Source organism: Acetobacter sp. DsW_063 (genome assembly GCF_002153745.1).
Taxonomy (GTDB): Bacteria; Pseudomonadota; Alphaproteobacteria; order Acetobacterales; family Acetobacteraceae; genus Acetobacter.
In genome coordinates, this window is the sequence record NZ_JOPL01000013.1 from 50,503 (window position 1) to 72,331 (window position 21,829).

The 21,829-nt window shown below is 63.3% G+C and carries 17 protein-coding genes; 11 read left to right on the forward strand and 6 right to left on the reverse strand.

What is annotated here, in order from left to right:
- Positions 1-149: 149 nt before the first annotated feature.
- A complete protein-coding gene (locus HK28_RS03125; RefSeq protein WP_086643161.1) occupies positions 150-1,415 on the reverse strand; it encodes a multidrug effflux MFS transporter in 1,266 nt (421 codons plus the stop codon).
- A gap of 265 nt (positions 1,416-1,680) precedes the next feature.
- Positions 1,681-2,436, reverse strand: a complete 756-nt coding sequence (locus HK28_RS03130) for a TVP38/TMEM64 family protein (RefSeq protein ID WP_233140314.1) — start codon at positions 2,434-2,436, stop codon at positions 1,681-1,683.
- Between the two features lie 120 nt (positions 2,437-2,556).
- On the opposite strand from HK28_RS03130, the gene HK28_RS03135 reads away from it, so the two are divergent.
- Positions 2,557-3,603, forward strand: a complete 1,047-nt coding sequence (locus HK28_RS03135; RefSeq protein WP_086643227.1) for a COX15/CtaA family protein — start codon at positions 2,557-2,559, stop codon at positions 3,601-3,603.
- Positions 3,604-3,626: 23 nt separating this feature from the next.
- On the opposite strand, the gene HK28_RS03140 is transcribed toward HK28_RS03135, so the two are convergent.
- The 3 genes from HK28_RS03140 to HK28_RS03150 form a co-directional block, all read right to left on the reverse strand.
- Positions 3,627-4,091: an urease accessory protein UreE gene (locus HK28_RS03140; protein WP_086643162.1), complete on the reverse strand. Its 465-nt coding sequence runs from the start codon at positions 4,089-4,091 to the stop codon at positions 3,627-3,629.
- A gap of 662 nt (positions 4,092-4,753) precedes the next feature.
- The gene (locus HK28_RS03145) at positions 4,754-6,382 is read right to left on the reverse strand and encodes a stimulus-sensing domain-containing protein (RefSeq protein ID WP_233140322.1); all 1,629 of its coding nucleotides are present in this window, start codon (positions 6,380-6,382) and stop codon (positions 4,754-4,756) included.
- Positions 6,383-6,610: 228 nt separating this feature from the next.
- Complete coding sequence (locus tag HK28_RS03150) at positions 6,611-7,324, reverse strand: response regulator transcription factor (protein ID WP_086643164.1); 714 nt, start codon at positions 7,322-7,324, stop codon at positions 6,611-6,613.
- Positions 7,325-7,556: 232 nt separating this feature from the next.
- Here HK28_RS03150 and HK28_RS03155 point away from each other — a divergent pair, with 232 nt between their 5' ends.
- The 3 genes from HK28_RS03155 (at position 7,557) to dnaJ (ending at position 11,602) form a co-directional block, all read left to right on the forward strand.
- A complete protein-coding gene (locus tag HK28_RS03155) occupies positions 7,557-8,183 on the forward strand; it encodes a nucleotide exchange factor GrpE (RefSeq protein ID WP_086643165.1) in 627 nt (208 codons plus the stop codon).
- 203 nt (positions 8,184-8,386) lie between these two features.
- Entirely contained in the window at positions 8,387-10,288 is a 1,902-nt protein-coding gene (gene dnaK, locus HK28_RS03160; RefSeq protein ID WP_086643166.1) for a molecular chaperone DnaK, read from the forward strand.
- A gap of 174 nt (positions 10,289-10,462) precedes the next feature.
- Complete coding sequence (dnaJ, locus tag HK28_RS03165; protein WP_086643167.1) at positions 10,463-11,602, forward strand: molecular chaperone DnaJ; 1,140 nt, start codon at positions 10,463-10,465, stop codon at positions 11,600-11,602.
- 176 nt (positions 11,603-11,778) lie between these two features.
- Here dnaJ and treF read toward each other — a convergent pair whose 3' ends face one another.
- Positions 11,779-14,058, reverse strand: coding sequence for an alpha,alpha-trehalase TreF (treF, locus tag HK28_RS03170; RefSeq protein WP_233140315.1), 2,280 nt, complete (start codon positions 14,056-14,058; stop codon positions 11,779-11,781).
- A 279-nt stretch (positions 14,059-14,337) separates the two neighbouring features.
- Here treF and tldD point away from each other — a divergent pair, with 279 nt between their 5' ends.
- From tldD to HK28_RS03200, 7 genes are all read left to right on the forward strand, one after another.
- On the forward strand, positions 14,338-15,840 hold the full coding sequence (tldD, locus tag HK28_RS03175) for a metalloprotease TldD (protein WP_086643168.1): 1,503 nt from the start codon (positions 14,338-14,340) through the stop codon (positions 15,838-15,840).
- A 166-nt stretch (positions 15,841-16,006) separates the two neighbouring features.
- Positions 16,007-17,356 carry an O-antigen ligase gene (locus HK28_RS03180; protein WP_086643169.1) on the forward strand — a complete coding sequence of 450 codons (1,350 nt, stop codon included), beginning with the start codon at positions 16,007-16,009 and terminating at the stop codon, positions 17,354-17,356.
- Between the two features lie 15 nt (positions 17,357-17,371).
- Positions 17,372-17,497, forward strand: coding sequence for a hypothetical protein (locus tag HK28_RS14405; RefSeq protein WP_255376451.1), 126 nt, complete (start codon positions 17,372-17,374; stop codon positions 17,495-17,497).
- Positions 17,494-18,132, forward strand: coding sequence for a CPBP family intramembrane glutamic endopeptidase (locus tag HK28_RS03185; protein ID WP_086643170.1), 639 nt, complete (start codon positions 17,494-17,496; stop codon positions 18,130-18,132). The genes HK28_RS14405 and HK28_RS03185 overlap by 4 nt, the downstream gene beginning before the upstream one ends.
- A gap of 250 nt (positions 18,133-18,382) precedes the next feature.
- Entirely contained in the window at positions 18,383-19,411 is a 1,029-nt protein-coding gene (gene recA / locus HK28_RS03190; protein ID WP_026397918.1) for a recombinase RecA, read from the forward strand.
- 131 nt (positions 19,412-19,542) lie between these two features.
- Positions 19,543-20,469, forward strand: coding sequence for a glyoxylate/hydroxypyruvate reductase A (locus HK28_RS03195; RefSeq protein WP_086643171.1), 927 nt, complete (start codon positions 19,543-19,545; stop codon positions 20,467-20,469).
- Between the two features lie 77 nt (positions 20,470-20,546).
- Positions 20,547-21,800, forward strand: coding sequence for a 3-phosphoshikimate 1-carboxyvinyltransferase (locus HK28_RS03200; RefSeq protein WP_086643172.1), 1,254 nt, complete (start codon positions 20,547-20,549; stop codon positions 21,798-21,800).
- Positions 21,801-21,829 lie beyond the last annotated feature (29 nt).

Genomic DNA, 21,829 nt, shown 5'->3' on the forward strand with positions numbered 1-21,829 from the left:
GCTTCGTCACGGACGCGGCATCGTCCAACTAACTGCGCCGGACGCTCCTTTTCAGACGGTCGCGCGGCGCAAACGCCAAGCATAGAGCACCAGAGGGCAGAGTGTGCGCCTTGGACCACTCCTGCGGTGCCCCCGGATCAAGGCAAGGCTCAGCGCGGCCTGAATGGCAACGTTGCCAGCATCATGAGCGAGCCGAGCAACATCCCCCCCGCCATTGGCAACGCAGTCCCTGAAGGCAGCACGCCCAGCAGGGCTCCGGCGAGCGCCCCGAACGCGTACTGCATCGTGCCCGTCAACGCCGATGCGGCGCCGGCCATGTGCGCGTGGTCTGCAAGCGCGCCCATCGTCGCGTTGGGATAGATCAATCCGGTGGCGCCCAGCGCCACCGCCATCGTGCAGATCGTGAGAATGACGATCAACGACGCCCCATGATCGTGACGATGCGCCGGCAGGTGAAGTGACCAGATGGAGACAGCCAGCAGCGCGAGCGCCCCGATCACCGCCAGCAGGACCGACCCCGTCAGGATACGCCCGGCGTCGACGCGGCCGACCAGCATGCCGTTGACCTGCGAAGCTCCAATCATGAAGACCGCAAAAACGCCAAACAGCATTGAGAAATGCAGCGGCGAAAACCCAAACCCGACGATAAAAACCGGAGACGCGGCGGTCAGGTAGCTGAAGGACATGAACGTCGAAAAACCGCCGATCAGCGCGTGAGTCAGGAACCCGCGATGTCTGAGCAGCAGGAGATATCGGCTCACCAGAATTATCGACGAGAGGCGCTGGCGCCTGCGGCGCGGCAGCGTTTCCGGCAGCACGCGCAGCACAAGCAAGGCGCAAATCGCGCCGTAGACAGCGGACGCCCAGAAGATTGTCCGCCAGGACGCGAAAGTGACCACCAGCCCGCCGAGCATCGGCGCAAGGATTGGCACTACGCCCATCACCATCACCAGCTTCGACATCATTCGCGCGCCTGCATTGCGATCAGGCACAAGATCCCGCACGCAGGCCGTCGGCACGACAAGGCTTGCCGAGGCGGCGAGGGAAGCCACGAAGCGCGCGACCGAGAACACGGCGACATTCGGTGCAATGGCGCACACCACGGACGCCAGCGCGAAGATCGCGTTGCCCGCGACCAGAGGCGCACGACGACCGTAGCGGTCGGATAATGGGCCTACGGTGAGCTGCCCTATCGCAAGACCAACGAACCAGATCGACAGGGTCATCTGCACTGAGCCCAACGTCGTATGGAGCGAACGCACCATCGCCGGGAACGCAGGGAGATAGATATCCGTCGAGATCGGCCCGACGGCGGTCAGCACGCCGAGCAGGATCGGCATCCATCCCGGCGTGGTTGACGGAGGCTCGTATGCGCCGCCGACCTTCGTGTATGGCGACTGAACGGGAGAGGCCATGTACAGGCTCCGGAATAATCTCGGTCTGGGCGATATGGCTGGAAAGTATTCGACGGGTGGAAAAACCACCGACTAGTGGACGCTGGCGCCTTACTGTCGCGCCGATCTGGCGTAGCCGCACAGGGATACAGCGCAAGACTTCACGCGCAACGCCTCCCCAACGGACTGGATGCAATGAACCGATTCATCGATTCTCCTGCGGCCGGACGCCTCAAAACGCGATCGCGCCGGACGGTGGCGCGAGTGATGGCGACCTTAAAAGGGATCAGACGTCTGGACTCAGGGTCCCACCGTCCGTCTCGCCCACACGGCGCAACAGCCATAACCCGAGCAGGCCCGACGCAGCAAACAGGAAACAGCCGACAGCAATCCGACCGCCGCCGCCGATCTGTGCGCCCGCTCCGAGCAACACGAACACCACGGTTTGCGGCGCCGCGCCCAGCGCTGTCGCTGCGGCAAACGGCATCACCCGCACGGCCGAGAGACCAGCAAGAATATTCAATAAAAGGGAGGAGCCGACCGGCAGCAGCCGAAGCGTCAGGATCGTCGTGAAGGGATGCGTCTGGATCGCACGATCCATGCGCGACACGCGGGCGCGCAGGCCGCCGCTCTGCGATGCAGCGGCAGGATCATGAGAGGAAAGCCATCGCGCCGCAGCCTCCCGGCCACCCCAGCGCGCCCAACCAAACGCGAACACGCACCCGACCAGAGTCGCCACGACGCTGAGAACGGACCCTTCCCACACGCCATAGGCGACCCCTCCGGCGAAGCAGAGCGCCTGACGGGGGAGCCCGAACGCACACCAGACCGCGCCACACAGAAGGAACGCGATGCGTCCAGAGGCTCCGGCGCGCAGAAGCTCCGGACTGTCGAGCACATGGCGAGCGGACGGAAGCTCCCGCAGCAAAACTGCGCCAGCGGTCAACGCCAGAAGCATGAGAGCGGGACGCAGAAGGACGCGCGGACCGGCAGGACCTGCGGCCGGACGTGGGACGCGGAGCGCGTCGGGCGGTCTGGTCATGCTGCGCCGTAGCATCGGCTTGCCCGCACTTGCAAGGCGGGAGTAAAGGGCCTCATGCCCGACGCAGCGACCGCTTTCTCCGTGAAGGCCCAGGACTCAGACTCGATCCCTCTCGACGGCATGACGCCGCGCGACCGAAAACGCGTATCGAACTGGCTGCTGACCATCTGCGTCATGCTGCTCGGCATGATCGCGCTCGGCGGCGCGACGCGCCTCACGGGTTCTGGTCTGTCAATCATGGACTGGCGTCCTGTCACGGGAATTCTGCCGCCGCTTAGCCATGCCGAGTGGGAGAGACAGTTCGAACTCTACAAAGGCATTCCCCAGTACAAAATCCTGCATGACGGGTTCGGGCTCGCCGGCTTTCAGAAAATCTTCTGGGCCGAGTGGACCCATCGTTTCTGGGGCCGGATGATCGGTCTGTATCTGCTGCTCCGTCTGGTCTGGTTCGCGGCGACAGGCGTTCTGACCCGCTCCCTGATCCTGCGTCTGGCTCTATTCTTCGTACTCGGCGGCCTGCAGGGCGCGATCGGCTGGTTCATGGTCGCATCGGGTTTTCGCGCTGACAGCACCGCCGTCGAGCCGGTGCGCCTCGTGCTGCATCTGAGTGCTGCGTTCATCCTCTACGTCGCCATCCTGTGGACTGCGCTGTCGATCCGCTTCCCGCGCCCGTCGATCATCCCGGACCGGCAGGCTGGGCGTCGCGTGCGTGCAATCCTTGCCGTGGCCATCGGGTTGATCTCGTTGACGATCGTGGCTGGCGGGTTCACCGCCGGGACGCATGCCGGATTTTCCTACAACACGTTCCCTCTCATGGAAGGACGATTGATCCCGGAGGGATACGGAAAGCTCTCGCCGTTCTGGTTCAACTGGATCGCCAATATCCCGGCGGTGCAGTTCGACCATCGACTGCTCGCGACACTGACGGCGCTATGCGTCGGACTTGTCCTGCTGATCGGGGCTCGCGCCAATCTGGGCGAACGGGCCCACCGGGGCGTCATTCTGCTGGGCTGGGCCGTACTGGCGCAGTATGCGCTGGGCGTAACCACTTTGCTGCTGGTCGTGCCTGTTCCAGTGGCGACTTTGCACCAGACTTTCGCAGCGGTGCTGCTCAGCGTCGCAGTGTTCACCCTGCACGCACTGCGCGGCGTGGGCCGCGCGTCCTAGATGGCGTGAGCTTCAGACTCGTTTCATGCTCCTGAAGTCGCCTGCCCGGACTCGCTGCGCCCGGGCATAGCGCCAGTTTCAGGATCGAACGGACCGACCACCGCCTCCACCTTGCCTCCCAGCCCACGGATCACGTCAGCGATGACGTGGTCGTCACGGATCAGGATGACGTCGGGACTGATGGCCGCCGGAAGGTGCCGGTTACCCAGATGCCACGACACCCGCAGCAAATCGTGCGCCGTATCCGCCGTCACCCGAAGCAGGTACTCCGGCAGCGCCGAGACAAGCACGACCCCGCCAGTTTCGAGCTTGAGGCCATCGCCGTCCTTGAGGTGGTGGGTATGCTCCAGATCCAGCAACATGCGAGAACCTGAATCGAGATCGAGCATCATCCGTCGCCGATGACGTCCCTCGTAATCAGCTGTGAAGACATCGATCGCCGTGGCGGCGTCCCAGGAGCCGGCTGGAAGAATCGTCGTGCAGCGCATAGTCAGAATGCAACCTCCACAAGAAGAACAGAGCGAGACTTCAATGCGCCGTCCTGACCGTACGTGCGCGTCGTTCCACGGCGACCGCAGTTGACCCGCCAGATAGCGGTTCGCAACCACACCGCACGGCTTGAACGTAAACGAGAATCCCCTACCTTCGGCTTCATTCGCCCGGAACGTAACGAAGCGTTCGCGCAAATCACGAGGCTGGCAAGCCCTCTGTGACAAGATCACGCATCACGAGAGCGCCATATTGCCTCACCGGGACAGCGCTAACTCCCGTATCTGCACAGCGACCGCGCCTGGGGCGTCGTCGTCATGTCCAGCGCGCCCTTCAAGATTGCACGACACGGGGGAATAACGGCGCAACGTTACAGGGAATGCGACATAGCTCTCTGCGGCTTTGCACACTCGCCCATCGTTCACTTTGCGCTCGGCGTGCTTGGAAAGGTCTGGCCCTGAGATGACGGCACACCCGCAACACCCCACCCGCTCTCTTTCTCGTACAGCGCCGGGCAATACTCTGTGCAGGCGCTTTGACCCATCGAAACGCGCTCGCGACTTTAGGATACCCTCTTAGACCAGCTGCAACCGGATACTCGCACCAGCACGATCCGACGACGCCTCGTGTAACGCCGCCCTGAGCCTCCAGGCACCTGAGCTCAGGACACGCGGGGTAAGCGGATGACGAACCGGGCTCCCAGTACGCGGCCATCAGACGCGACGCGGTTATCGGCATGGATTGTCCCGCGCAGCGCCTGGATGATCTGACGACTGATCGACAGGCCCAACCCGGAATGCTGGCCGAAATTCTCGGTTTGGGGGCGTTCCGAATAGAACCGGTCGAAAATCGAATCGAGTTTCGCCTGCGGGATGCCGGGGCCTTCGTCCGACACGGCGATTTCCACCATCGCGCCAGCCGCGTTCGCCTCGAGAAGAATATGTCCGTCGGGCGGCGAAAAGGAGACGGCGTTTCCGATCAGGTTGCGAAGGACCTGCACCAGCCGATCCTCGACGGCGAGCGCGCGCAGGGGCCGCGCCGGATCGTCGTCCACCACGGAGACGTCGATCTCCGGCTGCCCAGGCTTGCGGGTCGACTGATTGATTTCCGCCAGCAACGACAGCAGCGGCGCCACTGCGATCGGAGACGGCTGAACGCGCGACATTTCGGCGTCCAGCCGACTGGCGTCCGAAATGTCGGTGATCAACCTGTCGAGTCGACGCACGTCGTCCCCGATAATGGTCAACAGACGACGGCGGCGTTCTGCGTCCTCGACGCGGCCGAGCGTCTCGATCGCCGAGCGGATCGAGGTCAGTGGGTTTTTGATCTCGTGCGACACGTCCGCCGCGAACCGCTCGATCGCGTCCATTCGCGCCCATAACGCCTGCGCGCTGTCCTGCAGGGCCCGTCCCACGTCTCCAATCTCATCGCCGCGACTCAGCAGCCACCCCGGCACCGCGCCAGCGCGGCCGGAGCTTTCTCGCATCACGTGCGCAGACGCCGCCAGCCGCAGCAATGGACGCGCGATGGTCAGGGAGAGATACCAGGACAACAACACCATGATCGCCATCGCCAGCAGGAACAACGACAGGATCGACGAGCGTATTTCGAACAGCGACGTGTCGACCGCCTCGCCCGTGCGGGTAAGCTGAATTACGCCAACGGTCTGCCCCTCATGCATCACCGGTTCTGCGACGGTTACCACCAGAGTACGGTTGGCGGTGCGCCTGATATAAGGCGGCGTCTCCACCTCATCATGCGCGTTGTCGGCGCCGGGGCGACTTCCAGATTTTCCAGCGGCACGATCTTCCGTCAGCGGGCCGTCGTCGGCTTCTCCGATCACTGAATTTATCAACCGTTCCAGCAAACTGCGATGCAGGGGCGGGGCGTCCTGCTCGTCAGGCGGTAAGGGCGGACTGCCCGGTGCGCGGTGCGCCAGCTTTTCCTGCCGGCTGTCGGCCACAAGCCGTCCGTCCGGCGCGTAGATACGCGCCTCGGCGCTGGGGCTGGGCTCCGTCAGGCGCAACAGCAACGGCCGGACCAGAGACGGTTCGAGGAGGTAGGTTTCGCCAAGCGGCGCCGCTCCGTCCTCATCGCGCCCGCCACGACCGCGGGAACGCGGCGCATGCGTGACGGCGCTCTCGCCGAGCGCGCCGGCGTAGATGCGCGCCTGCTCTCGGAGCGCCTGCACCTCGCCCGTCAGCAGACTGTTGCGGAACTCATTCAGGAACAGCAGCGTCAGGCCAAAGACGACCAGCGGCAGCATGTTCGCGAACAGTATCCGCCGCATCAGGGGGGACACGAGGCGACGCTCGGACGCCTCCAGCGCTTCAGCCGCGCGCCGGTCCGACCGCCGACGCGTTATCGAGCGCGAGGAGAACTGTTTACGCAGCAGATTCGTCAGGGCGCGAAGCGGCCCGGTGAAAGTGGACGACCGCGCCGAGGATCGGACCGGCGCGCCCAGTTCGACCCTCTCCGGACCGACGCCGTCGCCGCCCGGGCGCGCCGCGTCCATGCCTCAGTCTTCCTTGTAACGGTAGCCGATGCCGTAAAGCGTCTCGATCTGGTTGAAGTCTTCGTCAACCTGCCGGAATTTCTTGCGCAGACGCTTGATGTGGCTGTCGATGGTGCGGTCATCGACGTAAATGTTGTCGCCATAGGCGGCGTCGATCAGCTGGTCGCGGGACTTTACCAGACCCGTCCGGGCGGCCAGCGCCTTGACCAGCAGAAACTCCGTCACCGTGAGAGGTATTTCGGCGTCGCGCCACTGACAGCGATGACGCAGCTCATCAAGCGTCAGGCTGCCGCGCACGAGCGTGCTGCCCGCACTCTCTCCGGCCGCTTCAGCGCGGTTGACTTCCTTGCGCCGCAGCAACGCGCGGATACGCTCGATCAGCAGACGTTGGGAAAACGGCTTGGTGATATAATCGTCAGCGCCCAGTCTGAGGCCCATCAGCTGATCGACTTCCTCGTCCTTCGAAGACAGAAAGATCACCGGCAGATTGGAACGCGCGCGCAGACGCTGCAGGAGCTCCATGCCATCCATACGCGGCATCTTGATGTCGAGCACGGCGAGATCGACCGGCCGCGCCGCCATGCCCTGCAACGCCTGTTCCCCATCGGTGTAGGTGCGGACCTGGTATCCTTCCGCCTCCAGAGTCATCTGCACGGAGGCGAGAATGTTCCTGTCGTCGTCCACCAGCGCGATCGTCTGCTTCGTCGTCTCCGTCACGTATCCTCATCTCCCGGCCGCAAACCGCGCGGCCAATCCTCCGCTATTGCGGGCGACCATAGCCGCACGCGGACGCATGGACCATGGGGGGCCTCGTTACTAAGAAGCAACCTTGGAGCGCGCCCGAGAGCGCCGCACACAACGGTATCGCAATGGAGCGCCGCGAATTCGTCACGTTTTCGTAGCCACGCGCGCCTTGCCGAGCGCGGTGAGGATGCCTAATTCTTGCACCATGACCAACACAGCAGACACCTTCGGGGTCGGCTCTCCGGCCGAGCAGGCGGAATCCGACCGCACAGAACATTATCATCCCCACGAAGCCACCGAGACGGGCGATGACGTGATGAACGCCGCCGCCGCCCGCATCAAGGCGCTGGAGGCCGAAGTGGCGGAGGCCCATGACAAGTGGCTCCGCTCCGAGGCTGAAATGCAGAACCTTCGCGCCCGCGCGAAGCGGGAAGTGGACGACGCCCGGCAATACGCGGTGCAGAAATTCGCCCGCGATGTCGTCGAGGCGGCGGAGAACCTGCGGCGCGGTCTTGCAAGCCTGCCCCCGGCGACAGAAGGCGAAGACGGTATTCTGGCCAAAATGCGCGAAGGCATCGAGAGCACGGAGCGGTCCTTCATCTCCATCCTCGAGCGCCATGGCGTGGTCGGTCACGACGCCGCTGGCAAGCCGTTCGACGCCAACCTGCATCAGGCGATGGCCGAGCAGCCGAGCGCCGAGCATGAGCCCGGCACGGTGATTCAGGCCTGGACCCCGGCGTGGACGCTCCATGGGCGGCTGCTCAAGCCCGCCATGGTCGTCGTCGCGAAAGGCGACGGAGCCGCTCCGGCGACGCCGGAAGCCGGGCAGTAACCACCCACGGTGGAAGCGGTTAGAGGCGGCGTGCGGGGATTTTCGACAGGTTTTCCGTCGGCGTCGCCCTTGCAAGGCCCCTCAACCGATCTTACATCGCAATAGCTTGAACGGTCCGCCGCATTACGGACGGGCCACAGCAATCATAAGGGCGACATCCGGTGCTTCGGGCCGGAGGACGCCGCTGAGAGGAGATTGAGTTCATGAGCAAAGTTATCGGTATCGACCTCGGCACGACCAATTCCTGCGTCGCGATCCGCGAGGGCAGCGAGAACCGGGTTATCGAGAACAGCGAAGGCGCGCGCACGACGCCGTCGATGGTCGCCTTCACCGAAGGCGGGGAAATGCTGGTCGGACAGGCCGCCAAGCGTCAGGCCGTCACCAACCCCACCAACACGCTTTACGCCGTGAAGCGCCTGATCGGCCGTCGTTTCGACGACGCCACCGTCCAGAAGGACAAGGGGCTGGTCCCGTATTCCATCGTCAAGGGCGACAACGGCGACGCATGGGTCGAAGGGCGCGGCAAGGGCTACGCCCCGTCGCAGATCTCCGCCTTCATTCTCGGCAAGATGAAAGAGACCGCCGAAGCGTATCTCGGCGAGAAAGTCACGCAGGCGGTCATCACCGTTCCGGCTTACTTCAACGACGCCCAGCGTCAGGCCACGAAGGACGCGGGCAAGATCGCGGGCCTCGAAGTCCTGCGCATCATCAACGAGCCCACGGCGGCTGCGTTGGCCTATGGCCTTGAGAAGAAGAGCGGCGGCACCGTCGCGGTCTACGACCTTGGCGGCGGCACGTTCGACGTCTCGGTTCTGGAAATCTCCGACGGCGTCATCGAGGTGAAGTCGACCAACGGCGACACGTTCCTGGGCGGCGAAGACTTCGACAACCGAATCATTTCGTTCCTGGCCGACGAATTCAAGCGCGATCAGGGCATCGACCTGCGTTCCGACAAGCTGGCTCTGCAGCGCCTGAAGGAAGCGGCGGAGAAGGCGAAGATCGAGCTGTCTTCTTCCAAGGAGACCGAGATCAACCTGCCGTTCATCACGGCGGACGCGTCCGGCCCTAAGCACCTTGTCGTCAAGCTGAGCCGCGCCAAGCTGGAGAGCCTCGTCGACGATCTGATCGTCCGCACGATGGAGCCCTGCAAGGCGGCGCTCAAGGACGCGGGCGTTTCGGCTTCGCAGATCGACGAAGTGATCCTCGTCGGCGGCATGACCCGCATGCCGAAGGTGATCGAGGCGGTTAAGGAGTTCTTCGGCAAGGACCCGGCCCGCAACGTGAACCCGGACGAAGTCGTCGCAATCGGCGCGGCTGTTCAGGGCGCTGTGCTGAAGGGCGACGTCAAGGACGTCCTGCTGCTCGACGTCACTCCCCTGTCTCTGGGCATCGAGACGCTGGGCGGCGTGTTCACACGCCTGATCGACCGCAACACGACGATCCCGACGAAGAAGAGCCAGACCTTCTCGACGGCTGAAGACAACCAGAACGCCGTGACCATCAAGGTCTTCCAGGGCGAGCGTGAGATGGCGGCCGACAACAAGCTGCTGGGCAACTTCGACCTGCAGGGCATCGCCCCGGCGCCGCGCGGCGTGCCGCAGATCGAGGTCACGTTCGACATCGACGCGAACGGCATCGTGTCCGTCTCGGCCAAGGACAAGGCAACGGGCAAGGAGCAGCAGATCAAGATCCAGGCCTCTGGCGGTCTGTCGGAAGCCGACATCGACAAGATGGTCAAGGACGCCGAAGCCAACGCCTCGGCCGACAAGGCCAAGCGCGAGCGGGTTGAGGCGCGTAACAACGCCGAAGGTCTGATCAATCAGGTCGAGAAGTCCCTCTCCGAAGCTGGCGACAAGGTTCCCGCCGCCGACCGCGCCGATGCGGAAAGCGCCGTGGCCGCCGTGAAGTCTGCTCTGGAAGGCTCGGACGACGAAGCTCTGAAATCCGCTACGGAGCGTCTGACCCAGACCGCCATGAAGATCGGCGAAGCTGTCTACAAGGCGGAACAGGCGGAAACGCAGGGCGCCCCCGGCGGCGCGGCCCCGCATGCCGACGACAAGGTCGTCGATGCGGACTTCGAGGACGTTAGCGACAAGAAATCCTGAGCGGGTTCGTCTTGATATCGGCCGGGTTTCGACCCGGTCGGCCGCCCCAGCCGACGCTCTCCGACGGCATGGTTCAAGGCGTCCGCTCCGGTCGGGGCGGACGCTTCTTTTTTATCCCATTCAATCCCTCGCCGCCGCATCGGGCCGGAAGAGGGAGGACCCCACGAGGATCCTATGGCCACTAAACTGGATTATTACGCCGTTCTGGAAGTCACCCGAGAGGCGTCCGGGGACGAGTTGAAGAAAGCGTACCGGCGACTGGCCATGAAATACCACCCGGACCGCAACCCCGGGGACGCATCAGCTGAAAACCGCTTCAAGGAAATCAGCGAAGCCTACGACATCCTGAAAGACGACCAGAAGCGTTCGGCCTACGACCGCTATGGCCACGCTGCGTTCGAAGGCGGCGGGGGCGGGTTCGACTTCAACGGCGGCGGTGGATTCGGCGCGGGCGGCCTGGGCGACATCTTCGAGCAGATGTTCGGTGACATGATGGGCGGCGGACGTCGCGCCAAGCGTGCTGGCGCGGACATCCAGACTCAGGTCGAGATCAGCCTCGCCGAAGCGTTCGCTGGCGTGAAAAAAACCGTCACCGTCACGACCCGCGTGGTCTGTGAGGCCTGCGAGGGCACCGGGTCGAAGGACCGCGAAGCGGGTGTCGACACCTGTCCGAGCTGCCACGGCGCGGGCAAGGTTCGCGCTCAGCAGGGTTTCTTCGTTGTCGAGCGCCCCTGCCCGACCTGCCATGGCGCCGGGCGCGTCGTGAAAGACCCCTGCGTTTCCTGCCATGGCGCCGGAACGGTGCAGCGCACCCGCACGCTTGACGTCGCTATTCCAGCCGGCGTCGAGGACGGTACCCGTATCCGCATGACGGGCGAAGGCGAGTCAGGTGGCAAGGGCGTCGCGCCCGGCGACCTATATGTTCATATCAGCGTAGCCCAGCACGAACTTTTCCAGCGTGACGGCTCAAATATTTATTGCCGCGTGCCGTTGCGCATGGCGCAGGCGGCGCTTGGCTCGGACATAGAGGTCCCGGTGATCGACGGCGGTCGCGCCAACGTGAAAATTCCGGCGGGAACGCAAAATGGCGAGCATTTTCGTCTACGCGGCAAGGGATTTTCGGTGCTTCGCTCGTCGTCGCGCGGCGACATGTATATTCAGGTATCGGTGGAAACGCCGCAAAATCTCACGAAACGCCAACGCGAATTACTTGAGGAGTTCGAGAGCGAGGCGGGCGAACATGCGAAAGGCAGCCCCGAGCATGCAGGTTTCTTCAGTCGCGTGAAGGACTTTTTCGACGGAACGAAGGGCTGAGTCATACGGGCTGGAGCGCATTGCAGGCGCTCCAGCCCGTGCACGGCAGCAATATGCAGCCGATCTTTCAACGAAAACTAAAAAACTTCTGATCACGGCATTCGCCAGGTAATCGACTGAATCGCGAAAGCGTCGCTATAGATTCAGATTCAAGCGTCACCCAAGGCAAAAGCCGGTCACTGGTCGGAGGACGGCCCGCTGCCCAACCTTTCTCGCGCTTCATGACTGGGCGGAGCCCCTGCGACCGGATGCATTTCGGCATGCGCCCGATCTTTCGGCGTCCCCACGTTCTCGAGCGTCGGTTTCGCCTCTGTCTTGATCGACGGCGTCTCGGTCGCCGCGCCACCAGACGTTTCAGCCGCTTTCGACATCTGGTCCGACAGCGGATTTCTGTCGAGAACCTGCCGCGCATTCCGGGGGTAGCGGTTCATCAGACCCAGCAACGTCCCGTTGGTCCACCCAAAGCCGATCTGCATCGGATACTCGCCACCGCCCGCGCCCCCAGTAGGACTGATCTCGGGAGCCACCACGTCATATTTCTCCAGAAGGACGCCGCTTTTTTCATAAGTTCCGATCACGCGCGCCATCCAGCGGCGGGCGATGTCCTCCGCAAGCGCCTCTTCTCCGTATTGATTAAGCCCCTTTACCGCCATCCATTGCAGCGGCGCCCAACCGTTCGGAGCGTCCCATTGCTGGCCGCTGGTGATATCCGTCGCGACGAGGCCGCCAACCTTCAGCAGTTTCGTCCGCAATGTGTGGGCCACAGCGTGAGCCTGCTCGTCAGTCGCCAGATGCAGAAATAACGGCATAGCGGTCGCGGCTGAAAGAACGTCTGTCCGCTCCCCTTTCTTCCAGTCATAGTCGTAGAAAGCTTCGCGCTCCGGATCCCACAGATATTTCCTGATCGCAGCGACGCGCGCCTTGGCGTCAGCGCCGTAACGGATGGCCTTTCCCTGATCGCCCGCAAGTTCGTAGGCGTGGGCCAGCGTCTGCGCGAGATGCGCCACGGTGCAGTTCATCTCGATGGTCACCAGATCCGTGGTGTGGATCGTGGACAGCGTGTGGTGATCGGCGAGCCAGCGGGCAGAATAATCCCAGCCGGTTTCAGCGCCTGCGCGAAGATCTCGCCACACTTCGTGCGATGGACGAGACGTAGACGCAGCCGTGGCGATGTCTTCGGGGTAGCTCTCATCGCGCGGGGTGTCGAGGTCGTCCCACGGCCTCACCATCAACGCGCCGTCAGGCAGACGAACCGCATGCCGCCAGGCGTGACCGGGCTCCAAAGTCGAAGCTCCGTCTGTCCAGTAATCGTATTCGCGCTGCAGCTCAGGCAGAAAACGCGTGTAAACGACCTGCCCATCATGGCCAGCCAGCAGATCCAGCATGATGGCGAAGAAAGCCGGCTGCGACCGGCTGAGATAATAGGTTCGGCTGCCGTTCGGGATGTGGCCGTAACGATCAATCAACGAGGCCAGATCTTCAAGGGTCGAGCGCATCAGATCGATCCGGCCGTCCTCGTACAGGCCGATCATCGTGAAGTAGCTGTCCCAGTAATAGATTTCGCTGAAACGCCCTCCGGGCACCACGTATTTCTTCGGCAGCGGCAACTGCGACGACCACGGAATCTGTCGGTCCGGCTCGCGGGTAAGAACGCTCCACATGCCGGAGATGTAATCCCGCACGTTTTCGCCCGGCGTACGTTGATAAGCCGCCGAGGTGAACTCCGGCGTCGTGAAATAGGTCGCGACGAAGGTCTTGAGATCGAAACCCGGCTCCTCCCTCTGCTCGCGCCAAGCTTTCAAAATCTCCGAAGGCGGATGGTTTGGATAAGCGTCGGCGGCGGCCTTGGCGTCGGTGAAAATCCGGGCCTGACCGATCGCGGCGAACAGCCCGTCCAGCGCGATGGACGGCGGCCGCAAATCCTGCTGCGCGTCGACATGCGTCGTCGATTGCGGAGCGGGGATGATTGTCGGATGTATCAGCAGGACTTCGTCATCCTGAGCGGAAGGCGGCGGGTTTTGACTTGAGGGAGCTCCGCGAGACGAAAAGTGCGGATACGCGGAGGCAGGACCGTCTCCGGTTGCGCTGTCTTTCTCACGGGTTTGCTCCATGGGCGGCTCAACCTCGGGGGCAGTGAAAGTTGTCGGGTTATTTCCCGGCGTCAGCCTGCCGGAAGCATCGTTACCATTTGACGAACGGGGCGTTCCGTCCGGAGCGACCTGTGTTTGAGAAAGGCCTGCGGACGGCGTGGCGGATACGTCGGAGCGAGAGGCGTTCCGGGCGTCGCCAGGGTCGTCTGTCGGCGCGGCGTTCGCGTATACCGATCCCAAGGTGGCGTCCAGCGCAAAAACGCCCCCGGCCAGCAGGCACGCCTGCAGGGTTGCGCGTAGCGCAATGCGGGCGGGCGATACGCATGTTTGTGAGGGAGCTGAACGTCCGAAGAGTCTGACTGTCAAAAGGACTCCTTATTCCGCCAGCCCGAACGAGAACCGAATCTTGCATGGCGAGATCTTGCCGCTCATATGCATATTACGAAACAATGAGCCGGTGATCGTAGAGTTGCATCCAGCGAGCGCCGAAAGCCGCCGCCGGGTTCGCTTGCGCGTCCAGGAGGCGCTTTCTGCGGCAGGTCTTCCGGGATCGGCGAAAGCGGCTATGATTTGCGTTCGCCCCCCAGCCTCGGACGTCCGACGTGACGTATCGCGGCGTCGGTCAGCAGTTCGGGAGTCTCGCCTATGTCATCCGCATCTTCAAGCCCGAACCTGGACAGCGGTCACTCCGCGAACCGAACCGACCCTCTCGGCGCGCTGGCCACGACCGACCGTCTGTTTTTCGAGCGCGCAGGCGCCAGACTTGATCGCTCGGCCGCAGAAACGCTCACGGCGAGCGCACTGGAAGGCATGGACGACGGAGAACTCTTCCTCGAATATCGCGAGAGCGAGGGCGTATCGCTCGAAGATGGCGTTATCCGCACCGCATCCTTCAACACCAGCGCCGGTTTCGGGCTGCGCAGCGTGCTGGGCGAGGAGTCCGGTTTCGCGCATTCCGATGAAATCAGCGAAGAGTCGCTGCTCCGCGCGGGCGAGACGGTCCGCGCGGTGCGTGCAGGCCGCTCCGGCGTCCGCGCCGATCCCCCGCGCGCCACCAATGCGCGCCTGTACAGCGACCTCAATCCGCTGCACGACACCGATTTCAGCGTGCGCGCCGCAGTCCTGAGCGAGATCGACGCTTATGCGCGCGCCAAGGACTCCCGGGTAGTGCAGGTCATGGCGTCCCTCAGCGCCGAGTGGCAGGCGGTGCAGATCATCCGCGCCGACGGACAACGCGTGGCCGACCTGCGGCCTCTGGTTCGGTTGAACGTCTCCGTGGTTGTGGAGAAGGACGGACGACGCGAGAGCGGCTCACACGGACAGGGCGGTCGCTTCGACATCACGCGAATGCTCACGCCCGATGTCTGGCGCGATGCGGTGGATGAAGCGCTGCGGATGGCGCTGGTCAATCTCGACGCGCGTCCGGCGCCGGCCGGTGAAATGGAGATCGTGCTCGGTTCCGGCTGGCCGGGCATCCTGCTGCATGAAGCCGTCGGCCACGGTCTTGAGGGCGACTTCAACCGCAAGGGCACCTCGATGTTCGCCGGGCTGGTGGGCAAGCGCGTCGCAAGCCCAGGCGTCACGGTGATCGACGACGGCACGCTGCCTGATCGTCGCGGCAGCCTGACCGTCGATGACGAAGGCACGCCGTCCGGGCGCACCGTCATGATCGAGGACGGCATTCTGACCGGCTTCATTCAGGACCGCATGAACGCGCGTCTGATGGGCGTTGCGCCGACCGGCAACGGGCGGAGGCAGTCATACGCCTACTCCCCGATGCCGCGCATGACCAACACGCTGATGCTGGGCGGCGACGCGACGACCGAGGACATGATCCGCTCGGTCAAGCGCGGACTCTACGCCATCAATTTCGGCGGCGGGCAGGTGGACATCACGTCGGGCAAATTTGTCTTCGCCACGTCCGAGGCTTACCTGATCGAAGACGGCAAGGTGACGGCGCCAGTCCGTGGCGCGACGCTGATCGGCAACGGCGCCGACGCCATGACCAAAGTGTCGATGATCGGCTCCGATGTCGCTCTCGATCCCGGGATCGGCACATGCGGCAAGTCCGGGCAGGGCGTACCGGTTGGCGTCGGACAACCGACGCTGAAGATGACGGGGCTTACCGTCGGCGGCACCGTCGGCTGACGAGCCGGCCGTCTTTCCGGTTTCCTTTCCCCTGCAAACTTTCCAGCCAGACGGGATAGCGTTGCTTCGCCGTCTCGCGTCCGGGAAATTTCTCCGCAGCCGGAGCCAAGTTATCCATGATCCATTCGCTCCCTTTTGCGCCGGATTTCACGGCTGACAAACGGTCATGAGAGCGACGTTCAGACCAGATCGATCCTCGCCCGGCCCTGTAGCAGTCGGGCTCTCACGGCTACTCGGGGCTATCGCTATTCCGGCGACGATCCTGCTGCCGATCCTGCTGTTCCGCACCCGCGCCCTGTCGGACGCGGTAGTCTCCGTCGTCACCGTTCTTTTCGTAATGCGAAGCGCAGCTTTGCACGACTGGTCATGGCTGCGGGCTCGCTGGCTGCAATGCGGGCTGGCGCTCTGGGGCGTGATCGTCGTGTCGTCGGTTCTGGCAGGGCCTGCGTCCTCGGCGATTCAGGGCGTCCTGAGCGTCCGGTTCTTTCTGTTCGCCGCAGCAGCCTCCTTCTGGACTCTGGCCGGGCGCAGGGCGCGCAGCGCTGCAACAGGCGTTTGTGCGGCGCTGGCTGGCTGGACCGTGCTCGAGTGCTGGCAACAATACCTGACCGGATACAATGCCCTCGGCTACGGCCGCTGGGGCGACGGAGCCCTGACCGGGCCTTTTCTGAAGCCGCGAGCGGGCAACGCCCTGCTGATGGTGATGTTTCCCGGCGCGATGCCGGTGGTGTTGCGGCTTCTGGCCCGTGATACATGGCGATCGAGGCTGGCGGGCTTAACCGGACTGCTGCTGCTCATCGCCAGTATGATCCTGATCGGACAGCGCATGGCGAATCTGCTGATGGTGGCCGGGCTGCTGCTGACAGCGTTGCTCGTACGTCGCATGCGTCTGCCGGTGATCGCGGCCCTCGGTCTCGGCGTTGTTGTTCTTGCGGCGCTTCCGGTTATTTCTCCACCGACCTACAGCAAGCTGGTCATAAAATTCGCCGACCAGATCGGTCACTTCACAGCCAGCCCCTATGGACAGATTTATACGCGCGCGGCCGTAATGGTCGCCGAGCACCCCATGCTGGGCATCGGGTTCGACGGGTTTCGGTTTCATTGCCTTGACCCGCAGTATTTCCATGGCCTGCCGCAGTTCGACATTCCCTTCGTCGGACCTGCGGCAAACGGCTGCAACATCCATCCGCATAATTACTATCTGCAGGTCGCGACCGCGGCCGGGCTTCCGGGGCTGGCGTTGTTCGTGACGATGATCCTGTGCTGGCTGCGCCTGATCGCGCGTCCGTTCCTGCCGCCACGCGGCGCAGAGCGCATGTCCAGAATCACGCCCGCCGCCGCCCCGACGCCTGAGAACGCCATGCTGCTCGTGGCCTGCGTTGTGACGATCTGGCCGATCGCGAGCACCAGCGCCCTGTTTTCGCTGCCGTCGGGCGGGTGGGTGTTCCTGATCGCAGGGTGGGCGATGGCGGCGACGTGCGGCGAGACGCCGGAGCGGGCGTCTGGGAGAATTTAGCGAGGGAGCTTCGGGATGCCGCAAAAGGAGACGCCTGAGATCGGGGCGCCTGAAACCGGGTCGATGGCCGGGCTTATTGCGCGGACGTCTTCACGCAGCCTGTATGTTGATGATTACACTGTGCCGGTGGCGTTGCGATGACGGGCATATCCTGGCGCATTCGCCGGGCGGCTGAGTTCCTGTTTCTGTTCGTCGGAGGACCTCTGGCGATCCTCGCGCTTCATCGTGCGGGCGTTCTGTTCGGGCTGTTGTGGGCGGCAGCGGCTCTCGCCTGGCTCAACCAGCGCGGCGCATCCGCCCCCCAGTCCGACGAGACGGTCGGAGCCGCATTGCGTGCGCCTTTGCTGCGCTTCATCGTCCTCGCGCCGCTCATCACGGGTGCCGCCTGGATCTGGTCGCCACAGACCCTGTTCATCCTCCCGCGTGAAAAGCCGGGTTTCTGGCTCATAATCATGGTTCTTTATCCGCTGCTGTCCGTCTGGCCGCAGGAGATGCTGTATCGATCATTTCTGTTCCGGCGCTATGGCGCGCTGTTCGGCGGCGACAGGAGGACTGTCGCCGCCAGCGCCCTAGCGTTCGGCTTCGCCCATATTCTGTTCCTTAACTGGATCGCCATAGCCATGACGACGATCGGCGGCCTGCTGTTCGCGAGAGAGTATGCGCGACATCGGGATCTGCGGGTGGCGTGCATCGAACACAGTCTCTACGGCTGCCTGATCTTCACCATTGGGTTGGGCAGGTTTTTCTATACGGGAGCAGCCTGGAAGCACGGCTGAGCTACGCGCGGCCTTCATCGACATTTCGCTTGTCTTTGTTCTTATTTTGTTCCAAAAGAGAACAGAAGAGAACGAATAGTTAACGAGACATGTCGCACGCAGCGGAGGCGGATGAATTCTCGCCGGACGCATTGCGAGGAGGGCTGGGCTTATGAGAGAGTCAGCGGACAGCGCAGTTATGACGCTGGAGGCGCCGAGACTGGCGGCGACGGCGCGGCCCGTCGTCGCAGTCGGGGTTCGAGGAGTGGAAATGGACAAGACGAAGGCCCTGGACGGGGCGCTTAGCCAGATCGAGCGCGCGTTCGGCAAGGGATCGATCATGCGTCTCGGGCAACGCCCGAAGGAAGCAGCCGACGTAATCTCGACCGGCTCCCTTGGCCTCGATATCGCGCTTGGCGTCGGCGGCCTGCCACGTGGCCGTATTGTCGAGATCTACGGGCCTGAAAGTTCCGGCAAGACCACGCTCGCCCTGCACGCCATCGCCGAGGCTCAGAAGCTTGGCGGCACCTGCGCATTTATCGACGCGGAACACGCGCTCGACCCGGGATACGCCCGCAAACTGGGCGTCAATGTCGACGATCTTCTGATCAGCCAGCCGGACGCTGGCGAACAGGCGCTTGAAATCGCTGACACACTGGTCCGCTCCGGCGCCATCGACGTGCTCGTGGTGGACAGCGTCGCCGCGCTCGTCCCGCGCGCCGAGCTTGAGGGCGACATGGGCGACAGCCATGTCGGCCTACATGCCCGTCTGATGAGTCAGGCGCTTCGCAAACTCACAGGCACGGTCGCGCGCTCAAACACGCTGCTGATCTTCCTCAATCAGATCCGCCTCAAGATCGGCGTGATGTTCGGAAACCCCGAGACCACGACAGGCGGCAACGCGCTCAAGTTTTACTCCTCCGTCCGGCTGGACATCCGCCGCATCGGCGCGATCAAGGACAAGGACGAGGTCGTCGGCAACCAAACGCGCGTAAAGGTCGTCAAGAACAAGATGGCCCCGCCGTTCCGTCAGGTCGAATTCGACATCATGTATGGCGAAGGCGTCAGCAAGATGGGCGAGCTGATCGATCTGGGCGTGAAGGCTGGCGTCGTCGAGAAATCCGGCGCGTGGTTCTCCTATGACAGCCAGCGCATCGGGCAAGGGCGCGAAAACGCCAAGCAGTTCCTGCGCGACCGTCCGGAAATGGCGGCTGACATCGAGCGCAAAGTGCGCGAGCACGCGGGCGTCGTGGCTGAAGCCATGATGACCGGCCCGGATGCAGACAGCGACGAAGACTAAACGCTAAGGCGGCAGGGGCTCGGAGACGTTCCGGGACCTCCGCCCCGACATTCCCTGAACAGGCGCCCTTGACGGAACGAGCCTATATTGCTCGTTTCGTCATCGCATCATCAGGGAAAGAAGCGTCGATTATGTCTTTCGTTCTCAAGGCCTTTCAGGATCGCGAAAATACGTGGCGGGAACTGTTCCATGAACAGATGCCTGAAATGGAATTCCATAACTGGCCGGAATACGGCGATCCTGAGCAGGTGGAGTATGTCGCGCTCTGGAAACCCGAAGCGGATCTGGCCACACGTTTCCCAAATCTGAAACTCGTCTTCTCCCTGGGGGCTGGGGTCGATCAGTTCGACTTGTCCACGCTGCCCGACCATGTCGGTCTGGTGCGCATGATCGAACCCGGCCTGACGCAGGGGATGATCGAATATGTCGCCGCCTTTGTGCTGTCCGCACATCGCGATCTTCCGCTCTATGCGCAGCAGCAACGCGGCCATGTGTGGCGTACGTGGCCAGAGCGGCAGGCCGCGCAAACGCGGGTCGGGATCATGGGACTTGGAACGCTCGGCGTCCCTTGCGCGCAGGCGATCGCAAACCTTGGCTTTCCAACCCTCGGCTGGAATCGTAGTCCGCGCGATATTGACGGAGTCCAGGTCTTTCACGGCGCCGACGCCCTCGATGCATTCCTTGCCCAGACCGATATCATTGTCTGTCTTCTGCCGCTGACCGATGAAACCCGCGGCATGTTCAACCGGACTCTGTTCGCAAAACTCCCCGCTGGCGCGACCCTGATCAACGCAGGCCGCGGCCCTCAGGTCGTCGGCGAGGATCTTATAGAGGCGCTGGATTCCGGCCATTTGAAGTGGGCCATCCTTGATGTGACGGACCCGGAGCCCTTGCCCGAGGGCGATCCGCTTTGGGATCACCCGCAAGTCGTCATCACGCCGCATATCGCCAGCAACACCCGCCCGGACACCGGCGTCGCCAGCATCATCGCCAATATCCGCCGCTATCGCTCCGGGCAGCCTCCGGAGGGCCTCGTCGACCGCTCGAAACGATACTGACCAACACCGCCCGGACAAGGGAGGCGCCGTCGCCATTTCGTGGTAAAGGCGGCGCTTCACGAAACGGCGGAGGTTCCATGGTCATCGCTTCTGCGGCGCGCGTCACGCCCCCCAACCGGCCCCTGTTTGGGCGCGTCACGCCGCCCGGCTCGAAGTCGATCACCAACCGCGCGCTGCCTCTGGCCGCATTGTCTGAGGGCGTGAGCCGTCTGACCGGGGCGCTCAAGAGCGACGACACGCGATATATGGCTGCCGCACTACGTCAGATGGGCGTCGACGTGGAAGAACCCGACGACACGACTTTCGTCGTCACCGGAACCGGAAACCTGAAGCGCCACGACGCTCCGCTGTTTCTGGGCAACGCTGGCACAGCCGTTCGCTTTCTTACCGGCATAGCGCCGTACGTGCCCGGCATGGTTGTGTTGGATGGCGATGCGCATATGCACAAGCGTCCCATTGCGCCACTTATCGCCGCCCTGACTGCACTTGGCGTGGACGCCACGGCGCCAACGGGGTGTCCGCCAGTGACCGTCCAAGGCTCGGGACGTCTTTCAGGTGGGCTCGTGAAGATCGACGCCGGACTTTCGAGCCAATACGTGTCTGCGATCCTCATGGCGGCGGGCAGAGCCGATGCGCCGGTCGAAATCCAGTTGCAAGGTTCTGGGCTTGACGCCCGAGGTTACGTAGATCTGACGGTGACCGCCATGCGCGCCTTCGGCGGTGCGGTCGAACAGACCGGGCCTATGAGCTGGCGTGTCGAACCAGCGCGCTACGTTGCGTGTGATCTGGCCGTTGAGCCCGATGCATCCGCCGCAACTTACCTGTGGGCCGCTGGCGCGCTTACCGGAGGCGTCATCGATGTCGGACTGGCGCCCGAAGTATTCTCACAACCCGATGCGCGCGCATACGAGATGATACGAGCGTTCCCGCATATGCCATCACAGATCGACGGCTCCCAGATGCAGGACGCAATTCCGACACTTGCGGTCATGGCCGCATTCAATACAACGCAGGTTCGTTTTTGCGGCATCCGGAATCTTCGCGTGAAAGAGTGCGATCGCATCAACGCACTTTCCACAGAACTGAACCGCATCCGTCAGGGTCTGGCGTCCGAAGAGGGCGACGATCTGATTGTAAACGGAGATCCTTCACTCACAGGGACATCGCTCCCCACGCAAATCGAGACTTACGCGGATCATCGCATCGCCATGGCCTTCGCTCTAGCAGGCTTGATGATCGAAGGAATCGAAATTCTCGATCCATCATGTGTCGGCAAGACCTACCCGGGGTTCTGGGATGCGTTGCGAACTCTCGGGGTCGATGTCGCTTAATAAAGAAAAAGAATTTCCGTGGAACTGGA

What these genes read in the sequence shown, in the direction of transcription:
- dnaJ (WP_086643167.1), top strand. Translation starts at nt 10,463, where the DNA reads ATGGCCACTAAACTGGATTATTACGCCGTTCTGGAAGTCACCCGAGAG.
- HK28_RS03195 (WP_086643171.1), top strand. Translation starts at nt 19,543, where the DNA reads ATGTCTTTCGTTCTCAAGGCCTTTCAGGATCGCGAAAATACGTGGCGG.
- HK28_RS03185 (WP_086643170.1), top strand. Translation starts at nt 17,494, where the DNA reads ATGACGGGCATATCCTGGCGCATTCGCCGGGCGGCTGAGTTCCTGTTT.
- HK28_RS03125 (WP_086643161.1), bottom strand. Translation starts at nt 1,415, where the DNA reads ATGGCCTCTCCCGTTCAGTCGCCATACACGAAGGTCGGCGGCGCATAC.
- HK28_RS03130 (WP_233140314.1), bottom strand. Translation starts at nt 2,436, where the DNA reads ATGACCAGACCGCCCGACGCGCTCCGCGTCCCACGTCCGGCCGCAGGT.
- HK28_RS03155 (WP_086643165.1), top strand. Translation starts at nt 7,557, where the DNA reads ATGACCAACACAGCAGACACCTTCGGGGTCGGCTCTCCGGCCGAGCAG.
- dnaK (WP_086643166.1), top strand. Translation starts at nt 8,387, where the DNA reads ATGAGCAAAGTTATCGGTATCGACCTCGGCACGACCAATTCCTGCGTC.
- HK28_RS03140 (WP_086643162.1), bottom strand. Translation starts at nt 4,091, where the DNA reads ATGCGCTGCACGACGATTCTTCCAGCCGGCTCCTGGGACGCCGCCACG.
- HK28_RS03135 (WP_086643227.1), top strand. Translation starts at nt 2,557, where the DNA reads ATGACGCCGCGCGACCGAAAACGCGTATCGAACTGGCTGCTGACCATC.
- HK28_RS03180 (WP_086643169.1), top strand. Translation starts at nt 16,007, where the DNA reads ATGAGAGCGACGTTCAGACCAGATCGATCCTCGCCCGGCCCTGTAGCA.
- tldD (WP_086643168.1), top strand. Translation starts at nt 14,338, where the DNA reads ATGTCATCCGCATCTTCAAGCCCGAACCTGGACAGCGGTCACTCCGCG.
- recA (WP_026397918.1), top strand. Translation starts at nt 18,383, where the DNA reads ATGGACAAGACGAAGGCCCTGGACGGGGCGCTTAGCCAGATCGAGCGC.
- HK28_RS03145 (WP_233140322.1), bottom strand. Translation starts at nt 6,382, where the DNA reads ATGCGGCGGATACTGTTCGCGAACATGCTGCCGCTGGTCGTCTTTGGC.
- HK28_RS03200 (WP_086643172.1), top strand. Translation starts at nt 20,547, where the DNA reads ATGGTCATCGCTTCTGCGGCGCGCGTCACGCCCCCCAACCGGCCCCTG.
- HK28_RS14405 (WP_255376451.1), top strand. Translation starts at nt 17,372, where the DNA reads ATGCCGCAAAAGGAGACGCCTGAGATCGGGGCGCCTGAAACCGGGTCG.